This is a genomic window from Streptomyces spongiicola (genome assembly GCF_003122365.1).
Lineage (GTDB): Bacteria > Actinomycetota > Actinomycetes > Streptomycetales > Streptomycetaceae > Streptomyces > Streptomyces spongiicola.
The window spans coordinates 3,062,576-3,088,216 of record NZ_CP029254.1; the positions used below are offsets into that span (position 1 = coordinate 3,062,576).

18 protein-coding genes are annotated in these 25,641 nt (G+C 72.7%); 5 read left to right on the top strand and 13 right to left on the bottom strand.

Features of this window, described 5'->3' with window-relative positions:
• Positions 1-295 precede the first annotated feature (295 nt).
• The 9 genes from DDQ41_RS13360 to DDQ41_RS13400 all read right to left on the bottom strand — a co-directional run bounded on the left by DDQ41_RS13360 (position 296) and on the right by DDQ41_RS13400 (position 12,092).
• Entirely contained in the window at positions 296-895 is a 600-nt protein-coding gene (locus DDQ41_RS13360; RefSeq protein ID WP_167450252.1) for a TetR/AcrR family transcriptional regulator, read from the bottom strand.
• Positions 883-1,635 (bottom strand): enoyl-CoA hydratase family protein, encoded by a 753-nt coding sequence (locus DDQ41_RS13365; RefSeq protein ID WP_109294707.1) that lies wholly within the window; start codon positions 1,633-1,635, stop codon positions 883-885. The genes DDQ41_RS13360 and DDQ41_RS13365 overlap by 13 nt, the downstream gene beginning before the upstream one ends.
• Entirely contained in the window at positions 1,632-3,266 is a 1,635-nt protein-coding gene (locus DDQ41_RS13370) for a 4-coumarate--CoA ligase family protein (protein WP_109294708.1), read from the bottom strand. Before DDQ41_RS13370 ends, DDQ41_RS13365 begins: the two co-directional genes overlap by 4 nt.
• An 88-nt stretch (positions 3,267-3,354) precedes the next feature.
• A complete protein-coding gene (locus DDQ41_RS13375; RefSeq protein ID WP_109294709.1) occupies positions 3,355-4,500 on the bottom strand; it encodes an acyl-CoA dehydrogenase family protein in 1,146 nt (381 codons plus the stop codon).
• On the bottom strand, positions 4,497-6,572 hold the full coding sequence (locus tag DDQ41_RS13380; protein WP_109294710.1) for an acetyl/propionyl/methylcrotonyl-CoA carboxylase subunit alpha: 2,076 nt from the start codon (positions 6,570-6,572) through the stop codon (positions 4,497-4,499). Before DDQ41_RS13380 ends, DDQ41_RS13375 begins: the two co-directional genes overlap by 4 nt.
• A gap of 7 nt (positions 6,573-6,579) precedes the next feature.
• Positions 6,580-8,190, bottom strand: coding sequence for an acyl-CoA carboxylase subunit beta (locus DDQ41_RS13385; RefSeq protein WP_109294711.1), 1,611 nt, complete (start codon positions 8,188-8,190; stop codon positions 6,580-6,582).
• 329 nt (positions 8,191-8,519) lie between these two features.
• Entirely contained in the window at positions 8,520-10,235 is a 1,716-nt protein-coding gene (locus DDQ41_RS13390; RefSeq protein WP_109294712.1) for an acyclic terpene utilization AtuA family protein, read from the bottom strand.
• 3 nt (positions 10,236-10,238) lie between these two features.
• Entirely contained in the window at positions 10,239-11,051 is an 813-nt protein-coding gene (locus tag DDQ41_RS13395) for a TIGR03084 family metal-binding protein (protein ID WP_109294713.1), read from the bottom strand.
• Between the two features lie 75 nt (positions 11,052-11,126).
• Positions 11,127-12,092 carry an EamA family transporter gene (locus DDQ41_RS13400; protein ID WP_394342183.1) on the bottom strand — a complete coding sequence of 322 codons (966 nt, stop codon included), beginning with the start codon at positions 12,090-12,092 and terminating at the stop codon, positions 11,127-11,129.
• Between the two features lie 219 nt (positions 12,093-12,311).
• Here DDQ41_RS13400 and DDQ41_RS13405 point away from each other — a divergent pair, with 219 nt between their 5' ends.
• Positions 12,312-13,169: a LysR family transcriptional regulator gene (locus DDQ41_RS13405; RefSeq protein ID WP_109294714.1), complete on the top strand. Its 858-nt coding sequence runs from the start codon at positions 12,312-12,314 to the stop codon at positions 13,167-13,169.
• Positions 13,170-13,781: 612 nt separating this feature from the next.
• Here DDQ41_RS13405 and DDQ41_RS13410 read toward each other — a convergent pair.
• The gene (locus DDQ41_RS13410) at positions 13,782-15,242 is read right to left on the bottom strand and encodes a glycosyltransferase family 39 protein (protein WP_109294715.1); all 1,461 of its coding nucleotides are present in this window, start codon (positions 15,240-15,242) and stop codon (positions 13,782-13,784) included.
• Positions 15,243-15,659: 417 nt separating this feature from the next.
• On the opposite strand from DDQ41_RS13410, the gene DDQ41_RS13415 reads away from it, so the two are divergent.
• The 4 genes from DDQ41_RS13415 to DDQ41_RS13430 all read left to right on the top strand — a co-directional run bounded on the left by DDQ41_RS13415 (position 15,660) and on the right by DDQ41_RS13430 (position 20,288).
• Positions 15,660-15,953, top strand: coding sequence for a lactococcin 972 family bacteriocin (locus DDQ41_RS13415; RefSeq protein ID WP_109294716.1), 294 nt, complete (start codon positions 15,660-15,662; stop codon positions 15,951-15,953).
• Between the two features lie 243 nt (positions 15,954-16,196).
• Positions 16,197-18,227: a bacteriocin-associated integral membrane family protein gene (locus tag DDQ41_RS13420; protein WP_162602674.1), complete on the top strand. Its 2,031-nt coding sequence runs from the start codon at positions 16,197-16,199 to the stop codon at positions 18,225-18,227.
• Between the two features lie 51 nt (positions 18,228-18,278).
• A complete protein-coding gene (locus DDQ41_RS13425; RefSeq protein WP_109294718.1) occupies positions 18,279-18,935 on the top strand; it encodes an ATP-binding cassette domain-containing protein in 657 nt (218 codons plus the stop codon).
• A gap of 522 nt (positions 18,936-19,457) precedes the next feature.
• A complete protein-coding gene (locus DDQ41_RS13430) occupies positions 19,458-20,288 on the top strand; it encodes a Cof-type HAD-IIB family hydrolase (RefSeq protein WP_109294719.1) in 831 nt (276 codons plus the stop codon).
• Between the two features lie 124 nt (positions 20,289-20,412).
• Here the strand turns inward: DDQ41_RS13430 and DDQ41_RS13435 are convergent, their stop codons facing one another.
• The 3 genes from DDQ41_RS13435 to DDQ41_RS13450 all read right to left on the bottom strand — a co-directional run bounded on the left by DDQ41_RS13435 (position 20,413) and on the right by DDQ41_RS13450 (position 25,609).
• A complete protein-coding gene (locus DDQ41_RS13435) occupies positions 20,413-21,006 on the bottom strand; it encodes a Uma2 family endonuclease (RefSeq protein ID WP_109297717.1) in 594 nt (197 codons plus the stop codon).
• A 685-nt stretch (positions 21,007-21,691) separates the two neighbouring features.
• Positions 21,692-22,285, bottom strand: a complete 594-nt coding sequence (locus DDQ41_RS13445; protein ID WP_167450314.1) for a Uma2 family endonuclease — start codon at positions 22,283-22,285, stop codon at positions 21,692-21,694.
• Between the two features lie 249 nt (positions 22,286-22,534).
• The gene (locus DDQ41_RS13450; protein WP_167450253.1) at positions 22,535-25,609 is read right to left on the bottom strand and encodes an FAD-binding and (Fe-S)-binding domain-containing protein; all 3,075 of its coding nucleotides are present in this window, start codon (positions 25,607-25,609) and stop codon (positions 22,535-22,537) included.
• Positions 25,610-25,641: the final 32 nt, after the last annotated feature.

Genomic DNA, 25,641 nt, shown 5'->3' on the forward strand with positions numbered 1-25,641 from the left:
CGGTAGCGCTCGGACTCCTCCCGGCGCGGCTGATGCCCGATCCGGCGCGCCACCGCCTCGGCCACGCACACGTACGCGGACACGCACACGCACACGCACACGTGACCGTGCACGGTCACCTACACGCGCACGGTCACGTACCGTGCACGGTCACCCACACGCACACAGACACGTTGTCCGTCAGCTTCCCCGGCGCCTCCCTGCCGCCGGCGGGGAGGGTCGGCGGCAGCCGGGTGGTCTCGGCCACGGGCCCCCCGCACCCCTCGTCCGCACACCACGAGTACGCGGACGCGTTTCACCCCAGCGCCTCCTCCAGCAGCCGCGCCCACTGCCCCACGACCCGCCTCCGCCGGGCCGCGTCGTCGGTCAGCAGGTTCGCCAGCCCCAGTCCGCGGGCCATGTCGAGCAGTCCCTGGACGGTCTCGCGCACGCCCGGCACCGTCTCGTCCGCGCCGAGCAGTTCCACCGCGATGCGGTGGGTCTCCCGGCCGACCCGGGCCTCCAGTTCGGTGACCGGGCCGCGCAGCTGCTCCTCGTTGGAGGCCGCGACCCACAGATGGAGTGCGGCCCGGAACAGCGGGCCGGTGTAGAGGTCGACCAGGGCCGCCACGACGGCCGGGCGGCTCTGGCCGGGAAGGGACCGCAGGGCCGAGGAGCGCTCCTCCGCCACGTACTCCACGGCCGCCGTGAACAGGTCCTCCCTGGTGGGGAAGTGGTGCTGTGCCGCGCCCCGCGAGACCCCGGCCCGCTCGGCGACCACCGAGACGGTGGAGCCCGCCCAGCCGCGTTCGGCGAGGCAGGCCACCGCGGCCTCCAGCAGCCGCTGCCGGGTCGCCCGGCTGCGGTCCTGCTTGGGCTCCTTGGCGGAGCCGGCGGGGGAGGTCACAACACCCATGCGGGGTCCCGTCGTTCGAGGAAGGCCGTCATCCCCTCGCGCGCCTCCGCGGAGGCGAAGAGCGACGCCGAGCGCTGGACGAGGTCCTCGGCGTCACGGTCGAAGGTCTCCCGCACCCTAGCCGTGAGCAGCTGCTTCGTCGCGTCCAGGGCCTGCGGTGAGGCCCTGCGGAAGCCGTCGAGGACCGGCGCGAGGGCCTCGTCGACGTCCTCGGCGACCGCCGTGAGCAGTCCCATCATGGCCGCCTGCGCGGCGCCGAAACGCTCGCCGCTCAGGTAGTAGCGGGCGGCCGCCCGGGGCTCCAGGCGGGGCAGCAGCGGCAGGGAGATCACGGCGGGCGCCACCCCGATCCGCACCTCGGTGAACGCGAAGTCCGACCCGGCGGACGCCGCGGCGACGTCGCAGGCGCCGACGAGGCCGAGGCCGCCCGCCCGCACCCGGCCGGTCACCCGCGCCACCACGGGTTTGGGCAGTTCGACGATCCGCCGCAGCAGCGCGACGAAGGTGTAGGGGTTCGGGGGCTCCTTCAGGTCGGCTCCGGCGCTGAAGGTGCCGCCGGTGTGGGTCAGGACGACGGCCCGTACGGCGGGGTCCTTCCCGCACTCGGCCACGGCGTCGGCCAACTCGCCCACGAGCCGCGCCGACAGGGCGTTGCGGTTCGCCGGCGAGTCCAGCGTCAGCGTCGCGATGCCGCGTGCGGTGGCCGCCTTGACGACGGGCTCGGTGCCGGTGGATGTCACGTGGTCTCCTTCGCAGGGTCCGTCCGGTTCTCCGGCTTCTCCCCGTTCTGCCGGGTGTGCCGGGGCTCCCGGTCGCGCAGTTCACGGCGGAGGATCTTCCCCGAGGCGGCCCGGGGCACTCCGTCGACGAACTCGACCCGCCGGATCTTCTTGTACGGGGCCACCCGGCCGGCGACATGGGCGAGGACGGCGTCCGCGGTCAGTCCGGGCGCGGCGGCCTGCCGCACGACGTACGCCTTGGGTATCTCGTTCCCGTCGTCGTCGTACACGCCGATCACGGCCGCGTCCGCGATGCCCTCGTGGGTGAGCAGCAGGGCCTCCAGTTCGGCGGGGGCGACCTGGTAGCCCTTGTACTTGATGAGTTCCTTCACCCGGTCGACGACGAACAGCCAGCCGTCGTCGTCGACTCGGCCGATGTCCCCGGTGTGCAGCCACCCCTCGTCGTCGATCATGGCCGCGGTGGCGTCGGGCCGGTTCAGATAGCCCTTCATCACCTGGGGGCCGCGGATGGCGATCTCGCCCTCCTCGCCGGGCGCGGCGTCCCGGCCGGGGTCGTCGAGCGCCAGGATCCGCATCTCGGTGCACGGCAGCAGCTTGCCCACGGCGCCGGGCGGCGGGTTGTCGGCGTCCAGCGGCACGACATGGGTGCCGGGCGACAGCTCGGTCATGCCGTACGCCTGGAGCACCGGCGGCAGCCCCAGCCGCTCGGAGCAGGCCCGGGCGAGCCCGGCGTCGAGCGGGGCGGCGGCGCTGACGACGTACTCCAGCGACGACAGGTCGTAGCGGGCGACCGCCGGGTGCTTGGCGAGCGCCAGCACGATCGGCGGGGCCACGTACAGGGCGTTGATCCGGTGCTTCTCGATCGCCGCGAGGAACTGGTCGAGGTCGAAGCGCGGCAGCACGACGACGGTGGCGCCCCTGCGCAGCGGTGCGTTCATCAGCGCGGTGAGGCCGTAGATGTGGAAGAACGGCAGCACGGCGAGGATGCGGTCGCCGGGCTTCATGGGGAGGACGGGGTCCAGCTGCGCCAGGTTGGTGGCGATGGACCGGTGGGTGAGCATGACCCCCTTGGGCACGCCGGTCGTGCCGGAGGAGTACGGCAGGGCCGCGACGTCCTCGGCCGGGTCGACGGCGACATCGGGTTCGGGCGCGGTGGAGCCGAGCATGCCGAGGATCGACCGGTGGCCGTCGGCCGCGTCGCAGACGAAGACCTCCTCGATCCCGCCGGCCAGTTCGGCGGCCCGCCGGGCCGCTTCGAGCAGCGGGGAGACGGTGACGATCCAGCGGGCGGAGGAGTCGCGCAGCTGCTTGGCGAACTCCTCCGCCGTGGCGAGCGGATGGACGGTGGTGACCATCGCCCCGGCGCGGGTGGCGGCGTAGAAGACCACCGGGTAGGCGACCGTGTTGGGGCTGTGCAGGGCGAGCACGTCTCCCTTGCGGACGCCCGCTTCGGCGAACGCCGCGGCGAGCCTGCGGTGGTAGCCGTCGAGCTGGGTGTACGTGAGCGTCGTGCCGCCGGTCCCGTCGACCAGGGCGACGGTGTCGCCGTAGCCGGCCGCCCCGCCCAGGACGGCCTCGTGGATGGGGACGGAGAGGGACGGGACGTCCGCGTACTCGCTGTGCATCACCATGGCAGCCCCTTCGCGGTCGGGTGGCGGCCGGGTGGTGGCCCGGCCGTGGCCGGGTGGTGGCCCGGCCGTGGTCGCCAGAATCCCCCCGTCAGTACGACTTGGGGAGACCCAGGGACTGATGGGACACGAAATTCAGCACCATCTCGCGGCTGACCGGGGCGATCCTGGCGACCCGGGCGGCGGTGACCAGGGACGCGAGGCCGTACTCGCGGGTGAGGCCGTTGCCGCCGAGCGTGTGGACGGCCTGGTCGACGGCCCTGACGCACGCCTCGCCGGCCGCGTACTTGGCCATGTTGGCGGCCTCGCCCGCGGCCAGGTCGTCGCCGGCGTCGTACAGCGCCGCGGCCTTCTGCATCATCAGCCGGGCGAGTTCCAGCTCGATGTGCGCCTGGGCGAGCGGGTGGGCGATGGCCTGGTGGGCGCCGATGGGCGCGTTCCAGACCTGCCGCTCCTTGGCGTACGCCACGGCCCGGGCCACCGCGTAGCGGCCCATGCCGATGCCGAACGCGGCCGTCATGACGCGCTCCGGGTTGAGGCCGGCGAACAACTGGAGGAGACCGGCGTCCTCCTCGCCCACCAGCGCGTCCCGCGGCAGTTCCACGTCGTCGAGGACCAGCTCGAACTGCTTCTCCTGGGCGAACAGCTCCATGTCGATCCGGGAGCGGCCGAAGCCGGGCGCGTCCCGCGGGACGATGAACAGGCACGGCTTCAGCTTCCCGGTCCGGGCGTCCTCGGTGCGGCCCACGATCAGCGTCGCGTCGGCGATGTCGACGCCGGAGATGAACACCTTGCGGCCGGAGAGGACCCAGCCGTCGTCCGTGCGCCGGGCGGTGGTGGTGATCCGGTGGGAGTTGGAGCCGGCGTCCGGCTCGGTGATGCCGAAGGCCATGGTGCGGGTGCCGTCGGCGAGGGCGGGGAGCCACGCGCGGCGCTGCTCCTCGGTGCCGAAGCGGGCGATGACGGTGCCGCAGATCGCCGGCGAGACCACCATCATCAGCAGGGGGCAGCCGGCGGCGCCGAGTTCCTCCAGCACGATGGACAGCTCGGTCAGGCCGCCGCCCCCGCCGCCGTACTCCTCCGGGAGGTTGACCCCGAGGTAGCCGAGCTTGGCGGCCTCGGCCCACAGCGCCTCGCGGTCGTGGTCGCGGCCGTGGCGCTTCCCGAGGGCGGCGACCGCGGCCCTCAGCGCGGCGTGCTCTTCGCTTTCGATGATCGTGCCCTTGATCGTGCTCATGACGCGTTCTCCTCCTGTGCTGCGGTGTGTACGACGGCGAGAAGGGCACCGACCTCGACCTGGCGGCCGGGGGCGGCGTGGAGCGCGGTGAGGGTGCCGGAGGCGGGAGCGGTGATGCGGTGCTCCATCTTCATCGCCTCCAGCCAGACGAGCGGCTGGCCGGCGGTGACGGCGGCGCCGGGGGCGATGCCCTCGGCGACCCGGACGACCGTGCCGGGCATGGGGGCGAGCAGGGAGCCGGGCTCGTGCTGTTCGGCGGGCTCGGGAAAGCGGGGCAGCCGGGTGAGGGTGTGGGACGAGGTGGGCGTGTCGACGTGGACCCGGTCGCCGCCGTACGCGGAGATCCGGAACTCCCGCTCCACGCCGTCGGATTCGAGCCGCACGCTGTCCGGGTCGGCACGGCGGACCCGGACTCCGGGGAAGCCCTCGGCCCGTACGCCGTCGCGGGTGACGCGGTAGCGGACCTCGTGCTCGGTGTCCCGGCCCCGGTAGCGCTTGACCTGCGGCTGCGAGGGCAGGTTGCGCCAGCCGCCGAGACGGGCGGTGGTGCCGGCCGTGCGGCCGGCGGCCCCCCGGGCGGCGGCGTCCGCCAGGGCCGCGGCGAGCGCGGCGAGTTCCTCGCCGTCCGCCGCGGCGGTCAGCGCGGGCAGATGCCGGTCGTAGAAGCCGGTGTCCATCCGCGCCTCGGTGAACTCGGGGTGCCGCAGGGACCGTACGAGCAGCTCCCGGTTGGTCACCGGACCGTGGATCACCGCCCGCGCCAGGTCGCCGGCGAGCCGCCGTACGGCCTCCCGCCGGGTCGGCGCCCAGACGACGACCTTGGCGATCATCGCGTCGTAGTGCACCCCGATCCGGTCGCCGTCGCCGTAGCCGGCGTCGATCCGCGCCCACGCCCGGTTTGCGGTGGTAGCGGGGGATCCGTCGCCCGGTGTCCGGTCCCGGCCGGAGGGAGTACCGGGGGACCCGTCGCCCGGCGTCCGGTCCCGGCCGGAGGGAGTACCGGGGGACCCGTCGCCCGGCGTCCGGTCCCGGCCGCCGCCCGCCGGGAAGGACAGCGCGTGGAGCGTGCCCGTCTGCGGGGACCAGGAGCGGGACGGGTCCTCGGCGTACAGCCGGGCCTCGACGGCGTGGCCGCGCCGGGCGGGCGGAGCGGGCGGCAGCGCGGCGCCCTCGGCGACCCTGATCTGCAGCGCCACCAGGTCGACGCCGAACACCGCCTCGGTGACGGGGTGCTCCACCTGGAGCCGGGTGTTCATCTCCAGGAAGTGGGCCCGGTCGCCGACCACGAGGAACTCCACCGTGCCCGCGCCCCGGTAGCCGGTCGCCCGGGCGGCGCGGACGGCCATCTCCTCAAGCCGGTCCGTCAGTTCCCGGCCCAGACCCGGCGCCGGCGCCTCCTCGACGACCTTCTGGTGGCGGCGCTGCAACGAGCAGTCCCGGGTGCCGAGCGCCCACACCGTGCCGTGGGCGTCCGCGAGGATCTGCACCTCCACATGGCGTCCGCCCTCGACATACGGTTCGACGAAGACCTCGCCGTCCCCGAAGGCGCTCAGCGCCTCGGCCCGCGCGGCCGCCAACTCGCCTTTCAGGGCATTCAGTTCGCGGACGACCCGCATCCCGCGGCCGCCGCCGCCCGCCGCCGCCTTCACCAGCAGGGGAAGGTCGGCGCCGGTGACCGCGTCCGCGTCGAGCGGGGCGATCCCCATCAGCTCCTTGGCCCGGGTCTTGGACGCCATCGCCTCGATGGCGTCCGGGGGCGGCCCGATCCAGGTCAGGCCCGCGGCGGCGACCTCCCGGGCGAAGTCGGCGTTCTCGGAGAGGAATCCGTAGCCGGGGTGGACGGCGTCCGCGCCGGACGCGAGCGCGGCCTTCACGATCAGGTCGCCGCGCAGATAGGTGTCGGCCGGCGCGGCCCCCGGCAGGCGTACGGCGGCGTCGGCCGCCCGGGTGTGCAGGGCGCCCTCGTCCGGGTCGGCGTGGACGGCGACCGTCGCGATGTCGAGTTCCCGGCAGGTGCGGAACACCCGGCAGGCGATCTCACCGCGGTTGGCGACAAGCAGGGTCTCGATCATCGGGGCCTCACATCCTGAAGACGCCGAAGCCGCCGCGCGCGCCTTCGACGGGGGCCGTGTGGATGGCGGACAGGCACAGGCCGAGGACCGTGCGGGTGTCGCGCGGGTCGATGACGCCGTCGTCGTACAGCCGCCCGGACAGGAACATCGGCAGCGACTCGGTCTCGATCTGCTGCTCGACCATCGCGCGCAGTCCCGCGTCGGCCTCCTCGTCGTAGTCCCGCCCCTTCGCGGCGGCCGAGGCGCGGGCGACGATCGACAGCACCCCGGCGAGCTGCTGGGGGCCCATCACCGCCGACTTGGCACTGGGCCAGGCGAACAGGAAGCGCGGGTCGTACGCCCGGCCGCACATGCCGTAGTGCCCGGCGCCGTAGGAGGCGCCCATCAGCACCGACAGATGCGGGACCTTCGAGTTGGAGACCGCGTTGATCATCATCGCGCCGTGCTTGATGATGCCGCCCTGCTCGTACTCCCGGCCGACCATGTAGCCGGTGGTGTTGTGCAGGAAGAGCAGCGGAATGTCGCGCTGGTTGGCGAGCTGGATGAACTGGGCGGCCTTCTGCGACTCGGCGCTGAACAGCACGCCCTGCGCGTTGGCGAGGATCCCGACGGGGTGGCCGTGCAGCCGCGCCCAGCCGGTGACCAGGCTCGGGCCGTAGAGCGGCTTGAACTCGTCGAAGTCGGAGCCGTCGACGATCCGGGCGATCACCTCGCGGGGGTCGAACGGGGTCTTCAGGTCCTCCGGGACGATGCCGAGCAGTTCCTCCTCGTCGTACAGGGGAGGTTCGGCCGGGGCCGCCGGAGAGGCCGGGGCGGGATGCGCCTTGCGGTGGTTGAGGCGCGCCACGATGCGGCGGGCGTGGCGGAGTGCGTCGTACTCGTCCAGGGCGTAGTGGTCGGCGAGTCCGGACGTACGGGCGTGCATCTCGGCGCCGCCGAGGGACTCGTCGTCGCTCTCCTCGCCGGTGGCCATCTTCACCAGCGGCGGCCCGCCGAGGAAGACCTTCGACCGCTCCTTGATCATGACGGTGTGGTCGGACATGCCGGGGACGTACGCCCCGCCGGCGGTGGAGTTGCCGAAGACGACCGCGATCGTGGGGATCCCGGCGGCGGACAGCCGGGTGAGGTCGCGGAAGAGCGCCCCGCCCGGGATGAAGATCTCCTTCTGGGAGGGGAGGTCCGCGCCGCCGGACTCGACGAGACTGATCAGCGGCAGCCGGTTGGCGAGCGCGATCTCGTTCGCGCGCAGGACCTTCTTCAGCGTCCAGGGGTTGCTCGCTCCGCCGCGCACGGTGGGGTCGTTGGCGGTGACCAGGCACTCGACGCCCTCGACCGTGCCGATGCCGGTGACGACGGAGCCGCCGACGGGGTGGTCGCTGCCCCACGCAGCGAGCGGCGACAGCTCCAGGAACGGGGTGTCGGGATCGAGCAGCAGCTCGATCCGCTCCCGGGCCAGGAGCTTGCCCCGCTCGCGGTGACGTGCGGTGTACTTCTCACCGCCGCCGGCGAGGGCCTTGGCGTGCTCGGCGTCGAGCGCGTCGAGCCGGGCGGCCATGGCCTCCCGGTGGGCGGTGTGGTCGGGGGACGCGCTGTCGAGCGTGCTGGCGAGGACGGTCACGGGGTCACCTCCGGTGCGGGGGGCGATGCGGGGCGGGGCGATGCGGGGCGCGGGGCGGGACGGGACGGGACGGGGCACGATGCGCGGCGGGGCTGGCCACGATGCGGGACGGGACGGGACGGGACGGGGCACGATGCGCGGCGGGACGGGACACGATGCGGGACCGGGACCGGGACCGGGACCGGGAGCGCGGCGGTCGGCGTCCGAACGGCACGGCCCCGCGGCACGGCCCCGCGGCCCGGCCCGGCTGCCCGGTGGTCCGCCCGTACCGGGCAGCCAGAGCGGGGCGGGGCCGGCGGCCCGGACGGCGGGGCGAGGGCCCGGACGCGTCACAGCAGGCGCTCCGGGATGTCCATGTGCCGGGCCCGCAGCCACTCCCCCAGGCCCTTCGCCTGCGGGTCGAAGCGGGTCCGGGCCGCGACGCCCTCGCCCAGCAGGCCCACGACGGTGAAGTTCAGCGCCCGCAGGTTCGGCAGCACATGGCGTACGACGGGCAGCTCCGCCGTCTCCGGCAGGAGTTCGCGCAACCGCCGCACGGTCAGCTCGTGAGCCAGCCAGCGCCACTCCTCGTCGCCGCGTACCCACACCCCGATGTTCGCGTCGCCGCCCTTGTCGCCGCTGCGGGCCCCGGCGACCAGGCCGAGGGGCGCGCGGCGGGTGCTCACGCCGGCCGGCAGCGGCTCGGGCAGCGGCGGTTCCGGCACGGGCTCCAGGGCCCGGGCGTGGGGGGCCGGGGACACCGGCAGCCGGCGGCCGTCGTCCAGTACGGCGGTGTGCCCGACGGACCCCGCGTCCACGTAGGCGGCCTCGAAGACCCCGTACGGCACGCCCTTTCCCGGCGGTTCGGTCACATGGAAGCCCGGATAGCCGCCGAGTGCCGTCTCCACCGCCGCGCCGCTGACGACCCGGCCGACGGCCTCCGCCTCGCGATCGCGCACCACCAGCCGCAGCAGCGCGCTCGCGGTCTCCTCGGTGGCGGCGTCCGGCCGGTCGGTGCGGGCCAGTTCCCAGCGGACCTCGGCGGGGCGGGACCCGGCTCGGGCGAACGCGTCCTCGATCTGCTCGCGCGCGAGCCGCGCCTTGGCCTCGATGTCGAGGCCGGTCAGCACGAAGACGACCTCGTTGCGCCAGCCGCCGAGGCGGTTGAGTCCGGTCTTCAGCTCCGGGGGCGGGGCCTCGCCCCGCACACCCGTGATCCGTACCCGGTCCGGGCCGTCCCGGGTGAGCCGTACGGTGTCGAGGCGGGCGGTCACGTCGGGGCCCGCGTAGCGTGCTCCGCCCGTCTCGTAGAGCAGCTGGGCGGTGACCGTACCGGTGTCCACGAAGCCGCCGGTGCCGGGGTGCTTGGTGATGACGCTGCTGCCGTCGGCGTGGAGTTCGGCGAGGGGGAACCCGGGACGGCGCAGGTCCCGGCCCGCGTGGCGCTCGTCGGCGAAGAAGGCGTAGTTGCCGCCCGTCGCCTGGGTGCCGCACTCCAGCACATGCCCGGCGACGACGGCGCCCGCGAGGGCGTCGAGGTCGCCGGGCCCCCAGCCGAAGTGCCACTGGGCCGGCCCGGTGACGAGCGCGGCGTCGGTGACCCGGCCGGTGACGACGACGTCGGCGCCCTCCGCCAGGCAGGCGGCGATCCCGCCGCCGCCCAGGTAGGCGTTGGCGGCCAGCGCTCCGGGGAAGCGGTCGGCGAGGTCGTCGCCCTCGACATGGGCGACGCGCACGGGGACCCCGACCCGGGCGGCGAGTTCCCGCACGGCGCCTGCGAGGCCGGACGGGTTGAGCCCGCCGGCGTTGGCGACGATCCGCACACCGCGCTCGTGCGCCAGCCCGAGGCCCTCCTCCAGCTGGCGCAGAAAGGTCCTGGCGTAGCCGAGCCGCGGGTCCTTCATCCGGTCCCGGCCGAGGATGAGCATGGTCAGTTCGGCGAGGTAGTCCCCGGTGAGGACGTCCAGTTCACCGCCGGTGAGCATCTCGCGCACGGCGTCGAAGCGGTCGCCGTAGAAGCCGGAGGCGTTGCCGATCCGCAGCGGGGCGGGCTCCGCGGGCGGCATCGGTCAAACCCCCCTGGGGGCGCGGCCGGTGCCCGCCGGGCCGGCGAAGGCCTGGGCGATGTCCAGCCAGCGGTCGGCGTCGGCGCCCTCCGCGCGGACCGCGAGATCGTCCCGGTGCGCGCGCTGGGTCACCAGTAGGCAGAAGTCCAGCGCGGGGCCGGTCACCCTCCCCCCGCCCCCCGCACCGGGCCCACCGGCGGCGCTCTCCGGCCCCCAGGTCCACAGTTCGCCGCCGGGCCCGGTCAGCTCGACCCGGAACTCCTCCTTCGGCGCCTCGAGTCCGCGCACCAGGTAGGCGTAGTCACGGGCCCGTACGCCGATGTGGGCGACGTGCCGCAGCCGGGCGGTCGGCTCCCGGACGACGCCGAGGGCGTCGGCCACGTCCTGGCCGTGCGCCCAGGTCTCCATCAGCCGGGCGGTGGCCATCGACCTGGCGCTCATGGGCGGCCCGTACCAGGGGAAGCGGGCGCCCGGGGGCGCTTCGTGCAGCGCCTGCCGGAGCCGTTCGCGGCCGGTGCGCCAGTGGGCGAGCAGTTCGGCGGGCGGCCGGCGGGCCCCGGCCTCGGCGGCCCGGTCGACGAAGGCGTCCGGCTCGGCGAGCGCCTTCTCGACCTCCCGGGCGAAGGCGCCGGGGCTGGTGGCGGCGAGCAGCGCGACCTCGTCGGTCCAGGCGAGGTGGGCGATCTGGTGGGCGACGGTCCAGCCGGCGGCGGGGGTCGCCGTCCCCCATTCCTCGTCGCTCGACCCGGCCACCAGCCGGTCGAGTTCGTCGCTCTCTGCGCGCAGGTCGTCGATGACGGCCGCGGGGTCGGACACGGGGCGCTCCCTCCGGGACACGGCGTGGTGCCCGGAGCATGCCAGCGGACAGCGAAACAAGCAAGCGTGCTTGCTTTACTTTCTCGCCGTACGGCCCGCGCCCACCTGGGTGCGCACCGCGCCCATACTCGCCGCGACGACCAGGGCGATCGCCAGCGCGTCGCCGGCGGACAGCGCCTGGTGCAGCACGAGGAACCCGGCCGTCGCGGCGATCGCCGGCTCCAGGCTCATCAGCACGGCGAAGGTGGGCGCGGGCAGCCGCCGCAGGGCGAGCAGCTCCAGCGTGTACGGCAGCACGGACGACATCAGCGCGACCAGGAGGCCCAGCCCGATCGTGGACGGGACGAGCAGCTTGCCGCCCGCCTCGGCGAGGCCGAACGGCAGACTGAGGACGGCGCCGACCGCCATCGCCAGGGCCAGCCCGTCGGCCTGCGGGAAGCGGCGTCCGGTGCGGGCGCTGAACACGATGTACGCCGCCCACATCACACCCGCGCCGAGCGCGAACGCGGCACCGACCGGATCGAGCCGGTCGAAGCCCCCGCCGCTCAGCAGGACGACGCCGCCGAGCGCGAGGCCCGCCCAGACGAGGTTCACCAGCCGCCGGGAGACGATCACGGAGAGCGCCAGCGGGCCGAGCACCTCGAGGGTCACCGCAGCGCCCAGCGGAATCCGGTCGACGGCCTGGTAGAACAGCATGTTCATGCCCGCCATCGCCGCGCCGAAGGCGACGACCGTCCCCCAGCCGTCGCGGGAGTGGCCGCGGAGCCGGGGCCGGCAGACCAGCAGCAGCACGACGGCGGCGAGGACCAGCCGGAGCGTGACGACTCCGAGCGCCCCCGCGCGGGGCATCAGCAGCACGGCCACGGCCGCGCCGAACTGCACGGACAGACCTCCGGCGACGACCAGGGCCACCGGCCCGAGCGAACCCCGGGCGCGCCGTGCACCCGGCCCCAGTTCGCCCGACCCCAGTTCACCCGGCCCCAGTTCACCCGACCTCAGCCCACCGGCGGCCTCCGGGAGGGCGACCGTGGCGGCCGCCACCCGCTCCGCGCCCTCGCGGCCGCCACCACCCGGGGACGCATCCGCGCCACGGAGCCTGCCCATCGATCCCCCTTCGTCCACTTGAATAAACCCGCAATTCAAAATACTGCACCGGAAGCCACTGCACAGGACGCACCCGCCCCACCTCGCCCCCTTCACGCTACGGAAGCCCGCGCCACCCGTGAAATGCCGATTGGTCTGCGGTTATGCTCCGCACACATGAGCATCGAGCTGCGTCATCTCCGCTGCTTCCTCGCCGTCGCGGAGGAACGGAGCCTGACCCGGGCCGCCACCGCACTGCACCTCACCCAGCCGGCCGTCTCCCGCACGCTCGCCGCGCTGGAACGGCACCTCGGCGTGCGCCTCGTCGACCGTTCCACCCACCACCTGCACCTCACCGCCGAGGGCCGGGCGTTCCACGAGCAGGCCGCCGCCGCGGTGGCCGCCTTCGACGACGCCCTCGACCCCGCGCGGCTGCGCCGCCGGCCCCTGCGCCTCGGGCACGCCTGGTCCGCCTTCGGCGCGTTCACCACCCCCCTGCTACGCCGCTGGCAGCGGGAACACCCGGAAACGCCGCTGGAACTCCTCCGTATCGACGACCGCACGGCGGGGCTGGCGCGCGGCGAGGTGGACGCCGCCGTGCTGCGCGGCACGGTCGACACCCCCGGACTGGTGACGGCACCGCTGTTCACCGAGCCCCGGGTCGCCGCCGTCACCTCCGACGGGCCGCTCGCCGGCCGCACCTCACTGACGCTCGCCGATCTGGCCGCCGTCCCGGTCATCCTCAACACCGTCTCCGGGCTGACGACCCCCGACCTCTGGCCCGCCCATTCCAGGCCGGCGGCCACACTGACCGTCGGCAACACCGACGACTGGCTGACGGCGATCGCCGCGGGCCGCGGCGCCGGGGCGTCCGCGGCGTCGACGGCGGAGATGCACCCCCACCCGGGCGTCACCTACCGTCCGCTCACCGACGCACCCCCGGTCCCGGTGCTCCTCGCCTGGCGCGCCACCGCACCGCACCCGGCGCTCGGAGCACTGGCGGCGCTGGCGCGCGAACTCGGCGCCGAGGGCTGAAGGGAGGCGGCACGGCGACCGGTCGCGACTCGGGCCGACCCGGCCGCCCGTTGCGCCCCGGAGCGGTCGGTTGCACGCCTACGCGGTCTGTTGAGCCCCGACGCGACCCGACCGGCCCCGTGCCGCGTCGGGCAGGGCTTGCCCGTTTCTCACACTCTTACGCCCCCGTACTGACAAGCGCCGTCACCTCGACCAGGCCGAGCCAGGCGGACGCAATCGGCACCGGCAGAGGCCCGGTGTCCGGCGCGGCCACCGACCGCATCGCCGGGGCCAGTTCGCTCTGTGGCGCTTCCTCCTCACCCGTACCGTGAACCTACGCCCGCAGAGTCTCGGCCTCGGCAGCCCGTCGCCGCCGGAAGGCGGCCTGCCGGCACTTCGCCGAACACGTCTGCCGCGTCCCGCTACGGCCCTGCACCAACTCCGTGCCACAGATCTCGCACCGTGCCGTCGCAACCCTCTCGGGTTCGACAGGTAACAATCCGGAACGATGCAGAGGTGCCCCCGTCTACATCCCCCACCGGAATGGAACGCGGCCTCGGGGTTCGTCGGCGCACCCCTCCTTCGGCTCGGCGACGGGTACCACGCCCGCTCGGACGGGGCCAGGCTCCGAAGTCAGGACGGCGGGCCGGGTGTGCACCTCTCGTACACGAGCACCCTCCTGCCGCGGACCTGCTCGTCGTCCACCGGCCGGAAGTGCTCCCGGAGCGTGGACATCTTGGCCCTGTCCCGCGCCGAACTCGCCGGCCTGGAGACGTCTTCCGCGTCGGTGACGAGGATGACGCGCTGCCGAGCGAGTATCTCGGCCCGTATGCGGGCGGCATCCCGTTCCACTCCCTTCAGCGTCGCGGAGCGTTCCGGCGTGTCCTCCAGAGCGATGTCCTGTAGGCCCGTGAACGCGTGCGGGGAGACCAGCTTGGTGTCCCGCCGCGCCGCCGGGACGAACAGCACGGCGTCGCCGGGCCTCTCCCACCGCTCCACCCGCTGCGCAGCCGCCAGGACGTCGTCCACCCGGCTGTGCGGGGAGCGTTTCGCGATCGCCTGCGGCAACAGGGCCACCGAGGCGACGGCGACCGCGACGGGAACGACCCAGTGCGCGGCGTTCCGCGACCGGCGTTGCACCGCCCCGACCAGCGCGCCGAGTACGACACCGATCATCAGGGCCAAGCCCAGCAGGCTGAAGAGCACATACCGGTCCACGAAGAGAGGCTTGAACAGCGAGAGCCCGATGAGGCCGAGCTGCGGGACCGCGAGCAGGGGAAGACCGACGGCCGCTGCCGACAGCCGTCGCGCCCGGGGCCGGTCCAGCAGGGTTCCGACGCCTGCGATGGCCAGCAGTACCGCCGGCCCGATCAGCATGTGCCAGGTCAGCGGAGGTATCCAGGAGACCTGCCCGGACTGGGTACGGCTGAAGAAGATCAGTGGCGTCACACCTGCCGTTGCCGCCGTGGATGCGGCGGCCCAGCGAACCCACGTCCCGCGCTCCGCCCGTGCCCATACCAGGGTCGCCAGGTGCGCGGGCAGTATCAGCAACGAGAGCCAGTTCAGCAGGCCGCACACCAGGACCGTGCAGCCGTAGGCGGCCCAGCGACCCCAACGGTTCGTTCCCCCCTGCAGTATCGACACGAGCAGCAGTGTCGAGAGCCCTGCGCCCGCCGCCACCAGCGCGTACGGACGGCCTTCCTGAAGGTGGAACTGCACGGAGGGAATCAACCCGACCGCCATGCCTCCGCCCAGCCCCACCGGATTCCCGGAAAGCCGCCGCCCGATTTCCGCCACGCATGCCGCTCCCGCGGCGACCGCGAGCACGGAAGGCAGCCGTAACACGGTGGTCGAAGGGCCGAACCCCTCGAACAGCGCGTGCATGAACAGGTAATAGAGGGCGTGGACGACGTCGACGTGTTCCAGCATGCGCGCTATGTCCCTCGTCGACCGGAGTGCGACCTGCCAGGTCGCGGCTTCGTCACGCCAGACACTGCCTTCCCTGGACAGGCCCCACAAACCGAGCACGACGGTCCACAGGAAAGGGACAAGCCAGACTAAGACACTCCGCCGAGAGCGGAGGCGGATCAACATCTTCAAAGTCGGTCGCCCCCCGGCCGGCCAAATCAACGCAGTCGTTCGCAAATCGTGGCGCACGGCGCGAATCCGGTGACGGGCAGGCCGCCGACAGCGCCTGGGTGATCCTATCCGAAAGGATCGCCACAGGGCGGGGAGGTGGCGACATACAGGCGTCGGGGCTCCATGCGAGGCGACGTTTTCACGCCATGAAGGCCTCGAATTGACGCAAAATCGAGAGACGTGAGGCAAAACGGATCAGAGAATTCCGGAGTCAACTTCGCCGAGTCGGGCGGGAATGGCCGATTCCGCCATCAGGATGCGGCGGAATAGTGACGGTGATCCAGGTCACCCCAATACTCGGTTGACGGTTCATCGAGGCATTGACAAAGATCTCGACTCGGAAAATCGAGCAACACACAAGGGGAAGCGTTCATGAAGAAGAGAACTGCTCTGAAGGCCACGCTCGCCTCTGCGGCGCTGATTCTCGGTGCGGCCGCTCCGGCGATGGCCATCACGGTGGACGTCGGCGGCGGCCGTTGGACCTACGACCAGGGCGCGAACAGTGCTTGGTCGAACTACTACCACTCGGCCAACAAGCACGCGTCCTCGGTGAAGATTGGCGCCAACATCTTCCGGAGCGGTTGCACTTCGGCCGGTAGCTGGTCGCTGGCGTCCGGAGGTAAGAACGGTGGCGCCATCAACTGGTACTACGACCCCAGCTGCTGATTCACCGCGCTCAGATCGTGAGAGTGTGCAGCCGGTAGATTCCACCGAGTAAGCCGAAGCTCCGGTCCGACGCGGCTACGGGTGTACAGTCCTACTACCCGTAGCCGTGTCTTGCCTCTCTTTGTTTCACCTGACATGCACACCCCCCGGAACTTCGAAATAAGATGGGCAATGCTACAGCGAGGTATCAGGTTCGTTCACGTCGTCACACTGCTTTTCTCCGCATTGCTTGCCTTCCTCTTCGTGCGAAGCCTCGACGAGAGCCGAGTTCTGGGAAGCGTCGCCCTTGTCGACGTGATCGACTCCGATGCCTCGGCGAGTTCCGCGCGCGTCGTGGACGTCGTGGAATCGGTCGTGTCCGGGAGTCGAATCGGCGTGGCCCGCGAGATCCCGGATCTGAAGAATCCCGAGGGGCTCCGGCACCTTTACCTCGCGACGGGAGACCGCGGGTCGGCAACTGCGGCCTGGATGGACGAGGGGTACCCGTCGTTCAGCCGGAACGTCGAGACCCGTGTCCATCCCCTGTCCGACATCAAGCACCTCGATCCTCGCGGCGCGTACCACGTCTTCGGGCCTCCGGAAGCCGTCGACGCCCTGGTCGCCGAGTTCGGCAAGCTCGGGCTCCGTGTCAACGTTGCGTACCCGCTGTCCTATACGACCCTGGCGACCGACTACGCCGGCGATCCCCTGCCCTGGTCCCTGGGCGTCATGGCCCTCGCCGTCGTGACCCTGACCGGGGCCAGTGTCCTGCTCCGAGCCAAGACGTACGCCGTCCTTCGCCTGCAGGGCATGTCCTACACCGACATCCTGGTTCGCGATCTGAGGCAGACAGCGGGCTTCCGGCTCGTCTCCTCGGGTGGCGTGGTGGCGGTGGCGCTCGGTGTCCTGCGCCTCTACAACGACTGGGCCAGACTCGGCCTGTTCGCCTCGATCGCCCTGGGAATCGCCGCCCTCCTGACCGTCCTTGTGCTCGCCTCCCACGCCGCGGTACTCGCGCTCGTCTTCCGGGTCGGAATCCTCTCGTCGCTGAAGGGCGAACTGCCCACACGAGCAGCGACCATCAGCCTCTACGTGGTCCGCGTGCCGGCACTCCTCCTCGCTCTGAGCATCGCGTTGAGCGTTGCCATGGCCGGTCAGAACGTCCTGAAGCGGCAGGAGAACCGCGACGCCTACCGAAGCGTAGGGGAGGCCGTGTCGATTCGTCTCAGCAGTGCGTTCGCCACCCGACCCGACGAACTGGACCGAAAGGTCGGGCCGTGGCTCCGGGCGGCCGATACGCGAGGCGAGATCGTCGTAGCCGGCCGGGGAGACCTCCAGATGGCGGCACCGAATGCGAACCTGCCGGCAGGCGAGATCCTCATCGCGAACGAGACCTACGTCCGTGAGCAGCAGGTTCTCGACCAGGAGGGCCGACGTTACGTCCCCGAAGCCGGCGGCACGAAGACCTCGCAGCCCCGCCCCGTGCGCGTGCTCATCCCCGCCTCCTACGCACCTCACACGAAGGCGATCACCAAGGCGGTCTCCGACAAGCTCGACCCAGGGCGTGGCCGGAACATCCCCGTCGAGACTCTCGGAGCGAAGAACGGGCAGCGACTGTTCGGGTACAACACCGGTGCCTTGGTCTACAGCTCGACACACCCCGCGAACGAGGACAGATCACTGATGCGCGATCCGATCGTGGTCGTGGTCCCCAACGGGTCGGACTTCCTCACCGACGACGCCTACGTCACCTTCGCGACCCAGGAAGGCGTCGTCTTTCCCGACCCCGGCGACGTCCTGAGCGCCATCGAATCGGTCGGGCTGGAGGACTACGTTTCGTCCGTCTCCCCGGTCGGACAGCGGATCGCGGCGGAGTTGAGCGACGCGGTCGGCGACTTCCGGATGCAGATGTTCAACCTGGCCCTCGCGGTGACGGTCCTGCTGGTCGCCGGGGTCGGGATCTGCATCATCTACACGCGGAAGAACGCGCAGGCCATCTTCGTGCGTCACTTCAGCGGATGGACGTTCGCCGCATCCCACCGCTTCGTTCTTGCGGTGGAGACAGCCATCGCGATCGTCTTCGCGATACGGATTCCCATCGAGGTGTGGCAGCAGAACCGTGAGATCGCCGAGTTCACCGAGGCAGGTCTGCCGGCCCCCTTCCCCCCGCTGCACGTCGAGTTCGCAGACCTGAGCGTCATCGCCGGCCTGGCCGTGGTCGAACTCGCCGTGATCCTCCTCGCTCTGTCGGCGCTGCACCGCCGCATCGTGAAGGAAGGCTCGTCCGAGGCGTGACCCCTCGAGAACCGAAGCAACCCCCGCCCCCCATCCAGCCGGAGTGAGATTGTGATTGACATCGAGGGACTGTCGAAGAAATTCGGCGAACGGACACTGTGGCACGACGTCAGCCTGACGGTCGGTCAAGGCGAGATGCTCGCCCTCATCGGTCCGAGCGGCTCTGGCAAGTCGACCCTCCTGAACTGCCTGGGGCTGCTCGACAGGCCGAACGCCGGAGCCATCCGCCACGAGGGCAGGGACATCACACGATTCAGCAGGCGTGAGGCACGCCTCTTCCGCAGGGATGTTCTCGGCTATCTCTTCCAGGGGTACGCCCTCATCGAGAACGCGACCGTGGAGGAGAACCTCGAAGTGGCCGTAAAGCCACGCCGTGCGCTACGGGGCAAGACCGGACAGTCCCTCGGGCAAGCACTCCAGCGCGTCGGGCTGGCCGGGCGGCACAAGGAGACAGTCCACCGTCTCAGCGGTGGCGAGCAGCAGCGAGTGGCCCTCGCCCGCCTCATCGTCCAGCAGCCGACGCTCGTCCTCGCGGACGAGCCGACCGCCGCCCTCGACCGTGACAACACCGCCATGGTCCTGGACTCGCTCCGGGAGATGAGCAGATCCGGGTGCGCGGTGGTGATCGCCACCCATGACGACACCGTCCGCGAGGCCTGTGACAACGTGTTCGCCGTGGGAGCGCCGCTTGCGTCCCAGTCTTCCTGAATCCGGCCGCGACCGCGGCACAGGGCGCAACGCAGCCCGGCGCGCTGGGCGCGGGATCCGGGCCGCGGCGGGCACTCCACGGCATGGGAACGGCCGGAACCAGACCGGCCCTTGGCTCTGCAGGGGACAAGGCCGCCTCGCGCCTCCGAGATCGTCTCCTCCGCTGCTTCGATGCGGCGATGCGTGCAGCTTCAGCCGGGCACCCTGCGTACCTCCACGATGGTGTGTCCGTGCCCTGGAAACCTCGCCGCTCCGGCAAGCATGGGACCGAGGCGGAACTGTCCGGCGCCGCGGACGGGAAGTTCGTCGGGACGACCAGCGTGTGCGAGAGGCCGAACGTGATCGGGTTCTTGTACATGAGGATCGCCTCGATCGGGTCGTCACCCACCAGGCGTTTCACCGTGGCCTCGGCGAAGTGGCGGGCTGACCCGGTCGATGCGGCAACGCAGCGAGTCGCCGGGCCGGCCGCGCCGGACATCACGACGGGGCGCATGTCGCCTGACGCGGCCCTAGCATGGGCCGATGCGGCACCCTCGCTCCCGCCCCCGGCTGATCGCCACCGATCTGGACGGCACGCTGCTGCGCCGCGACGGCACCGTGTCGGAACGCACCCTGCGCGCCCTGCGGACGGCGGTCGAGGGCGGGGCCGACATCGTCTTCGTCACCGCCCGGCCGCCGCGCTATGTGGACGCCCTGGCCACGGCCACGGGACTCGCGGGCACGGCGGTGTGCAGCAACGGCGCCCAGGTGTACGACGTGCGGGCGCGTACCGTCATCCGGTCCCGGACTCTGGTACCGGACACCGCCCGCAGGGTGGCGACCGTCCTCGCCGAAGCGGCCCCCGAGCTGGGGTTCGCCGTGGAGACGGGCCTGAGGGTGCTGTACGAACCCTCGTATCTGCTGCGTTTCAGCGGCGGGCTCGCCGCGCAGTCGCCGGTGGCGTCGCTGGGCGACCTGTGGCTGCTGGACGTCCCCATCGTCAAGCTGCTCGCCCACTCCCACCGGTGCGACGCGGACGTGCTCGTGGCGCTGGCGGAGGAGGCGGCGGGCGGGGAGGCGCAGTTCACCCACTCGGGCGGGCGCGGGCTGCTGGAGGTCAGCGCGCGGGGCGTCACCAAGGCCGCCGCGCTGTCCGCGCTCTGCGCGGAACGGGGCGTCACCGCAGGGGAGGTGGTGGCGTTCGGCGACATGCCGAACGACCTGGCGATCCTGCGCTGGGCGGGCAGCGGCTACGCGATGGGCAACGCGCACCCCTCCGTACTCGCCGCGGTCCCCCGGCGGACCGCGTCCAACGAGGACGACGGCGTGGCCCTGGTCCTGGAGCGCCTCTTCGGCGAAGCCCGACCCCGGTGAGCCTCGGCTGACGTCCCCGACCCGACCAACCCCGTTGGAGAACGGGGCATACACGTCGGCCCGGGGCCGTGCCCGGCAGCGTGAAATTCTGTACGGCGGCCCCGGAGCCGCGTGGGCTCCCGTCTCAGTCGCGGGGGAACTGCCCGGTCGCGAGGGTGAGATCGACGGGCGTGCCGGTGAGGTCGACGTCCGCGCCGAAGGCGACGGTGGTCTCCACGAGGTAGTCGCCGCCCTTGGGCTGGGTGTACACGTGGCAACGGCCGACGTAGGGGTCGGCGATCAGGTAGACCGGCACCTCGGCGGTCGCGTAGGCCCGCTTCTTGGGGCCGTAGTCGTTGGCGCCGGTGCTCCTGGAGACGACTTCGACGACGAAGACCACGTCCTCATGACACCACTGCCCTTTGGCGTTCTTCTCGGCGTCTCCCCTGAGAAGGGTCAGGTCGGTGGCGAACCCGTTCAGGTGGCCGGGGTAGTCGATGCGAACGTCCGACTTGATCCTTTTCCGGGGGTACTGCCCTCGCAACTGGTCGTAGACGTCCGCGATGATGTCCCAGTGCGCGTCCCGCTGCGGCGACATGAATAGGGTCCCCTCGACGATCTCGACCTTGTACCCCTCGGGGACGGGCATCCGCTCGAGCGCCTCGAACATCTCGTCCAGCGTGCGCTCGTTGTCGCTCTCAGCCATCTCGATCCTGTCGGTCTCCACGACGGTCATCATGGCGCTCCTCCCCGGCCGCCGCGGGTGGCGGGCAGCCGCGCGGTACAACGATACGTACGCCGGCCAGGACACGCCCGGCGTCCACGCGGACGCCTCCGCGATTCCGCCGGCAGGCCGCGCACCACCTGGCCCCCCTCCCGGCCCTCCCCTCCCGGCCCTCGCAGAGCCCCCTCCCCGCGCCTCCCGCCCCCGCAGATCGACGCTGCCCCGCCTGTCCCTCTTCGCCGCCTCCGTCCCCCCGGCTGCCGCGAGCAGCGTGGGCAGCTCCCGCATGTCGTCGAACAGCACCGTGCCGGGCCCTTCAAGCCGCGCCGCAGGCGTCAGATCCCCGCAGCAGCCGAAGGCCTGCATGCCCGCTGCACGGCCGGCTCGGACTCCGTACGCGCTGTCCTCGACGACCGCGCAGCGGGCGGGATCCACGCCCATGGCACGGTCCGCGTGCAGAAAGAGGTCGGGGCGGGTTTACCGAGGGCGACTTCGAACGGACTCCTCTTCGCCGCCGGCACCCTGTGCGTCCTCGTCAACACCGGCTGTCGTGTCGATCGCGCTGCCGACGACGGTGTTTCCGAAAGAGGCGGTCGGGGCCGCGGTGGATCAGGCCAGGGCGCGGAAGAAGCCGACGCGGGGGGCATGAGTTGGACTGAGGTCCCTGTACGGCGGCCCCGGAGCCGCGCGGGCTCCCGTCTCAGTCGCGGGGGAACTGCCCGGTCGCGAGGGTGAGATCGACGGGCGTGCCGGTGAGGTCGACGTCCGCGCCGAAGGCGACGGTGGTCTCCACGAGGTAGTCGCCGCCCTTGGGCTGGGTGTACACGTGGCAACGGCCGACGTAGGGGTCGGCGATCAGGTAGACCGGCACCTCGGCGGTCGCGTAGGCCCGCTTCTTGGGGCCGTAGTCGTTGCGGGCCGTGTCCCTGGAGATCACCTCGGCGACGAACTCGACGTCCTCGCAGCTCCAGAGGCGCCGGGAGTCCTGCTGGGCGCCCTCGCGCAGTTTGGCGACATCGGGTGCCAGGCCGTTCAGATGACCGGGGAAATCGATGCGCTCGTCAGACGCCACCAGGGCGTCGAGACCGAAGGTGTCCTCGAGTGCTCGTACGATCCGCCGGATGATCTGCCAGTGAACGTGCCGCTGCGGCGACATGAATAGGGTCCCCTCGACGATCTCGACCTTGTACCCCTCGGGGACGGGCATCCGCTCGAGCGCCTCGAACATCTCGTCCAGCGTGCGCTCGTTGTCGCTCTCAGCCATCTCGATCCTGTCGGTCTCCACGACGGTCATCATGGCGCTCCTCCCCGGCCGCCGCGGGTGGCGGGCAGCCGCGCGGTACAACGATACGTACGCCGGCCAGGACACGCCCGGCGTCCACGCGGACGCCTCCGCGATTCCGCCGGCAGGCCGCGCACCACCTGGCCCCCCTCCCGGCCCTCCCCTCCCGGCCCTCGCAGAGCCCCCTCCCCGCGCCTCCCGCCCCCGCAGATCGACGCTGCCCCGCCTGTCCCTCTTCGCCGGCTCCTCTCCCCGAGGCCCTCACCGGCCCTCCGCCGGCCCGTCCTCCCGCCCGTCCGCCGGCCCCACGGCCAGCGTCTCCGGGAGTGCCTCCGCCAGCACCTCCGCCAGGTGCCGCCCCCGCCGGCCCGCGAGCTGGTCCAGCTGGGTGCGGCAGGAGAAGCCGTCGGCGAGGAGGACGGTGCCGGGCGCAGCCGCGCGTACCGAGGGCAGCAGCCGGTCCTCGGCGCAGGCCACCGACACCTCGTAGTGGCCGCGCTCGAAGCCGAAGTTGCCCGCGAGGCCGCAGCAGCCGCCGCTCAGCTCGCCGGTGAGACCGGCCCGTTCGCGCAGCCGGCGCTCCGCGGCGTCGCCGAGTACCGCGTGCTGGTGGCAGTGGGTCTGGCCGGCGGCCGGGCGGTCCAGCCGGGGCGGGCGCCAGTCGGGGGCGTGCTCCTCCAGGGCGGCGGCGAAGGTGGTCACGGAACCGGCCAGCCGGTGTGCCCGCGGGTCGTCGGGCAGCAGTTCCGGGAGGTCGGTGCGCAGCGCGGCCGCGCAGCTCGGTTCGAGTACGACCACCGGGGAACCGCGTTCCAGGACGGGCCCCATCACGTCCAGGGTGCGGCGCATGACGGCGCGGGCGCGGTCCAGCTGGCCGGTGGAGACGTAGGTCAGGCCGCAGCAGACCCGGCCCGGTGGCAGCGAGACTCCGAGGCCGGCCGACTCCAGGACGCGGACGGCGGCGCGGCCGACCGACGGGGAGAGGTACTCGGTGAAGGTGTCGGGCCACAGCACCAGCGGTGAGCCGGGATCCGCGTCGCGCCGCCGCCACCAGGAGGTGAAGGTGGGGGTGGCCAGCCACGGGATCCGCCGTTCGGGCGCGATGCCGCCGAGCCGTTTCGCGAGCGACGCGAGGGGCACCACCCGGGCGGCCGCGTTCAGCGGTCCGGCGAACGGCGCGGCGGCGCGCAGCCAGCGCGGCAGCCACCCCATGGCGTAGTGCGCCGCGGGTCGCCGCCGCCCCGCGTAGTGGTGGTGGAGGAACTCCGCCTTGTAGGTGGCCATGTCGACGCCGACCGGGCAGTCGCTGCGGCAGCCCTTGCAGGACAGGCACAGGTCGAGGGCCTCGTGGACCTCCGGGGCGTGCCAGCCGCCGGTGACCACCTCGCCGGCGAGCATCTCGTGCAGCAGCCGGGCGCGGCCGCGGGTGGAGTGCCGCTCCTCGCCGGTCGCGCGGTACGACGGGCACATCACCTCCGGCCCGGGCGAGGGCCCGTCCACCCGGCACTTGGCGACGCCGACGCACCTCCGGACGGCGGCCGTGAAGTCGCCTCCGTCCTGCGGGTAGCCGAAGGCCACGTCCACCGGCTGCCTGGGCAGGACCGTGAAGCGCAGGTTCTCGTCGAGGCGCGCGGGACGGGCCAGTACGCCGGGGTTCAGTCCGCCCGCCGGGTCCCACAGGTCCTTGAACCGGGCGAACAGCGCCACCAGTTCGTCCCCGTACATCCTCGGCAGCAGTTCCGCCCGCGCCAGCCCGTCGCCGTGCTCGCCCGACAGCGAACCGCCGTGCGCCACGACCAGCGCGGCCACGTCCTCGGAGAACGCGCGGAAGCGCCGCACGCCCTGCCCGCTCAGCAGGTCGAAGTCGATGCGGACGTGGATGCAGCCGTCGCCGAAGTGGCCGTACGGAGTCCCGCGCAGCCCGTGCTGGGCGAGCAGCGCGCGGAAGTCCCGCAGATAGGCGCCGAGCCGGGCCGGGGGCACCGCGCAGTCCTCCCAGCCGGGCCAGGCCTCTCCCCCGGAGCCCTCGGTCCGGGTGGGGGTGCCCCCGGCGCGGCCGCTGGGAGTGCCCCCGCCGTCCGGCATGCGGGTCGCGGTGCCCGCGGCGTCCTCCCGGACCCGCCACAGCGCGCGCCGGCGCGCGGGGTCGGTGACGACGGCCCCGTCGAGGGCGTCCGCTCCCCGGACGATCTCCTCCGCGCGGGCCCACGCCTCTGCGGCAGTCCGCCCACCCGTCTCGACGAACAGCCACGCACCGCCCCTCGGCAGCCCCCGGCCCGCCGCGTCCGGGACGAGATCGTCCGCCATGCCCTCGACCGTGAGCGGCCGGTACGGCAGCAGTCCGGCGGCGGCCTCGGCGGCCTCGCTCTCGTCCGCGTACCCGAGCAGGGCCAGCGCCCGCGCGGGCGGCGACTCCACCAGCCGCACGGTCGCCTCGGTCAGCACCGCCAGGGTCCCCTCACTGCCGCAGAAGGCGCGGGCGACGTCGGTGCCGTTCTCTGGAAGCAGCGCGTCCAGCGCGTAGCCGGAGATGCGGCGGGGCATGCCGCCGGGGAACCCGGTCCGCAGCAGTGCCAGATGGTCTGCCACGAGCTCGCGCAGGCCGGGTGGAGCGGCGGCGGGCCCGGGTGCGCCTTCGGATGGCCAGGGGAGCGCGGCGCCGGGGCGGGCGCCGTCCCGCCCGGTACCGGCGCCGGGCGGGATGCTGCCGGGCGGAACACTGCCGTACGAGACGCTGCCGGGCGGAACACTGCCGTACGGGACGGCGCCGGGCGGCCCCCAGCCCTTCCCCAGCCGAAGCGCCTCGCCCCCGTAGGTCACCACGGACAGCTCGTGGACGTTGTCCGCGGTCGTTCCCCAGGCCACCGAGTGCGAGCCGCAGGCGTTGTTGCCGATCATCCCGCCGAGCGTGCAGCGGCTGTGCGTGGAGGGGTCCGGCCCGAAGGTCAGCCCGTAGCGGCCCGCCTCGTCGCGCAGCCGGTCCAGCACCGCACCGGGCTGGACCACCGCCGTACGGGCCTCCGGGTCGACGGAGACCACGGACCGCATATGGCGGGTGAAGTCCAGCACGACGCCGGTCCCCGTCGCCTGCCCGGCGATCGACGTCCCGGCTCCCCGGGGCACCACCGGGACCCCGTGGGCGCGGCAGACGGCGAGCGCCGCGGCGACGTCCGCGGCGTCGTACGGTGCGACCACGCCGTCCGGCACCCGGCGGTAGTTGGACGCGTCCATCGTCGTCAGCGCCCGCGCCCCGGTCGAGAAGTCCACCCCGCCGCGGATCTCCGCCCGCAGCGCGCGCTCCAGTTCCCTGCGATCCGCCACCGTGCGATCAGCCATGGACCCAGCGTGCCCCACGCTCGATCGGGTGA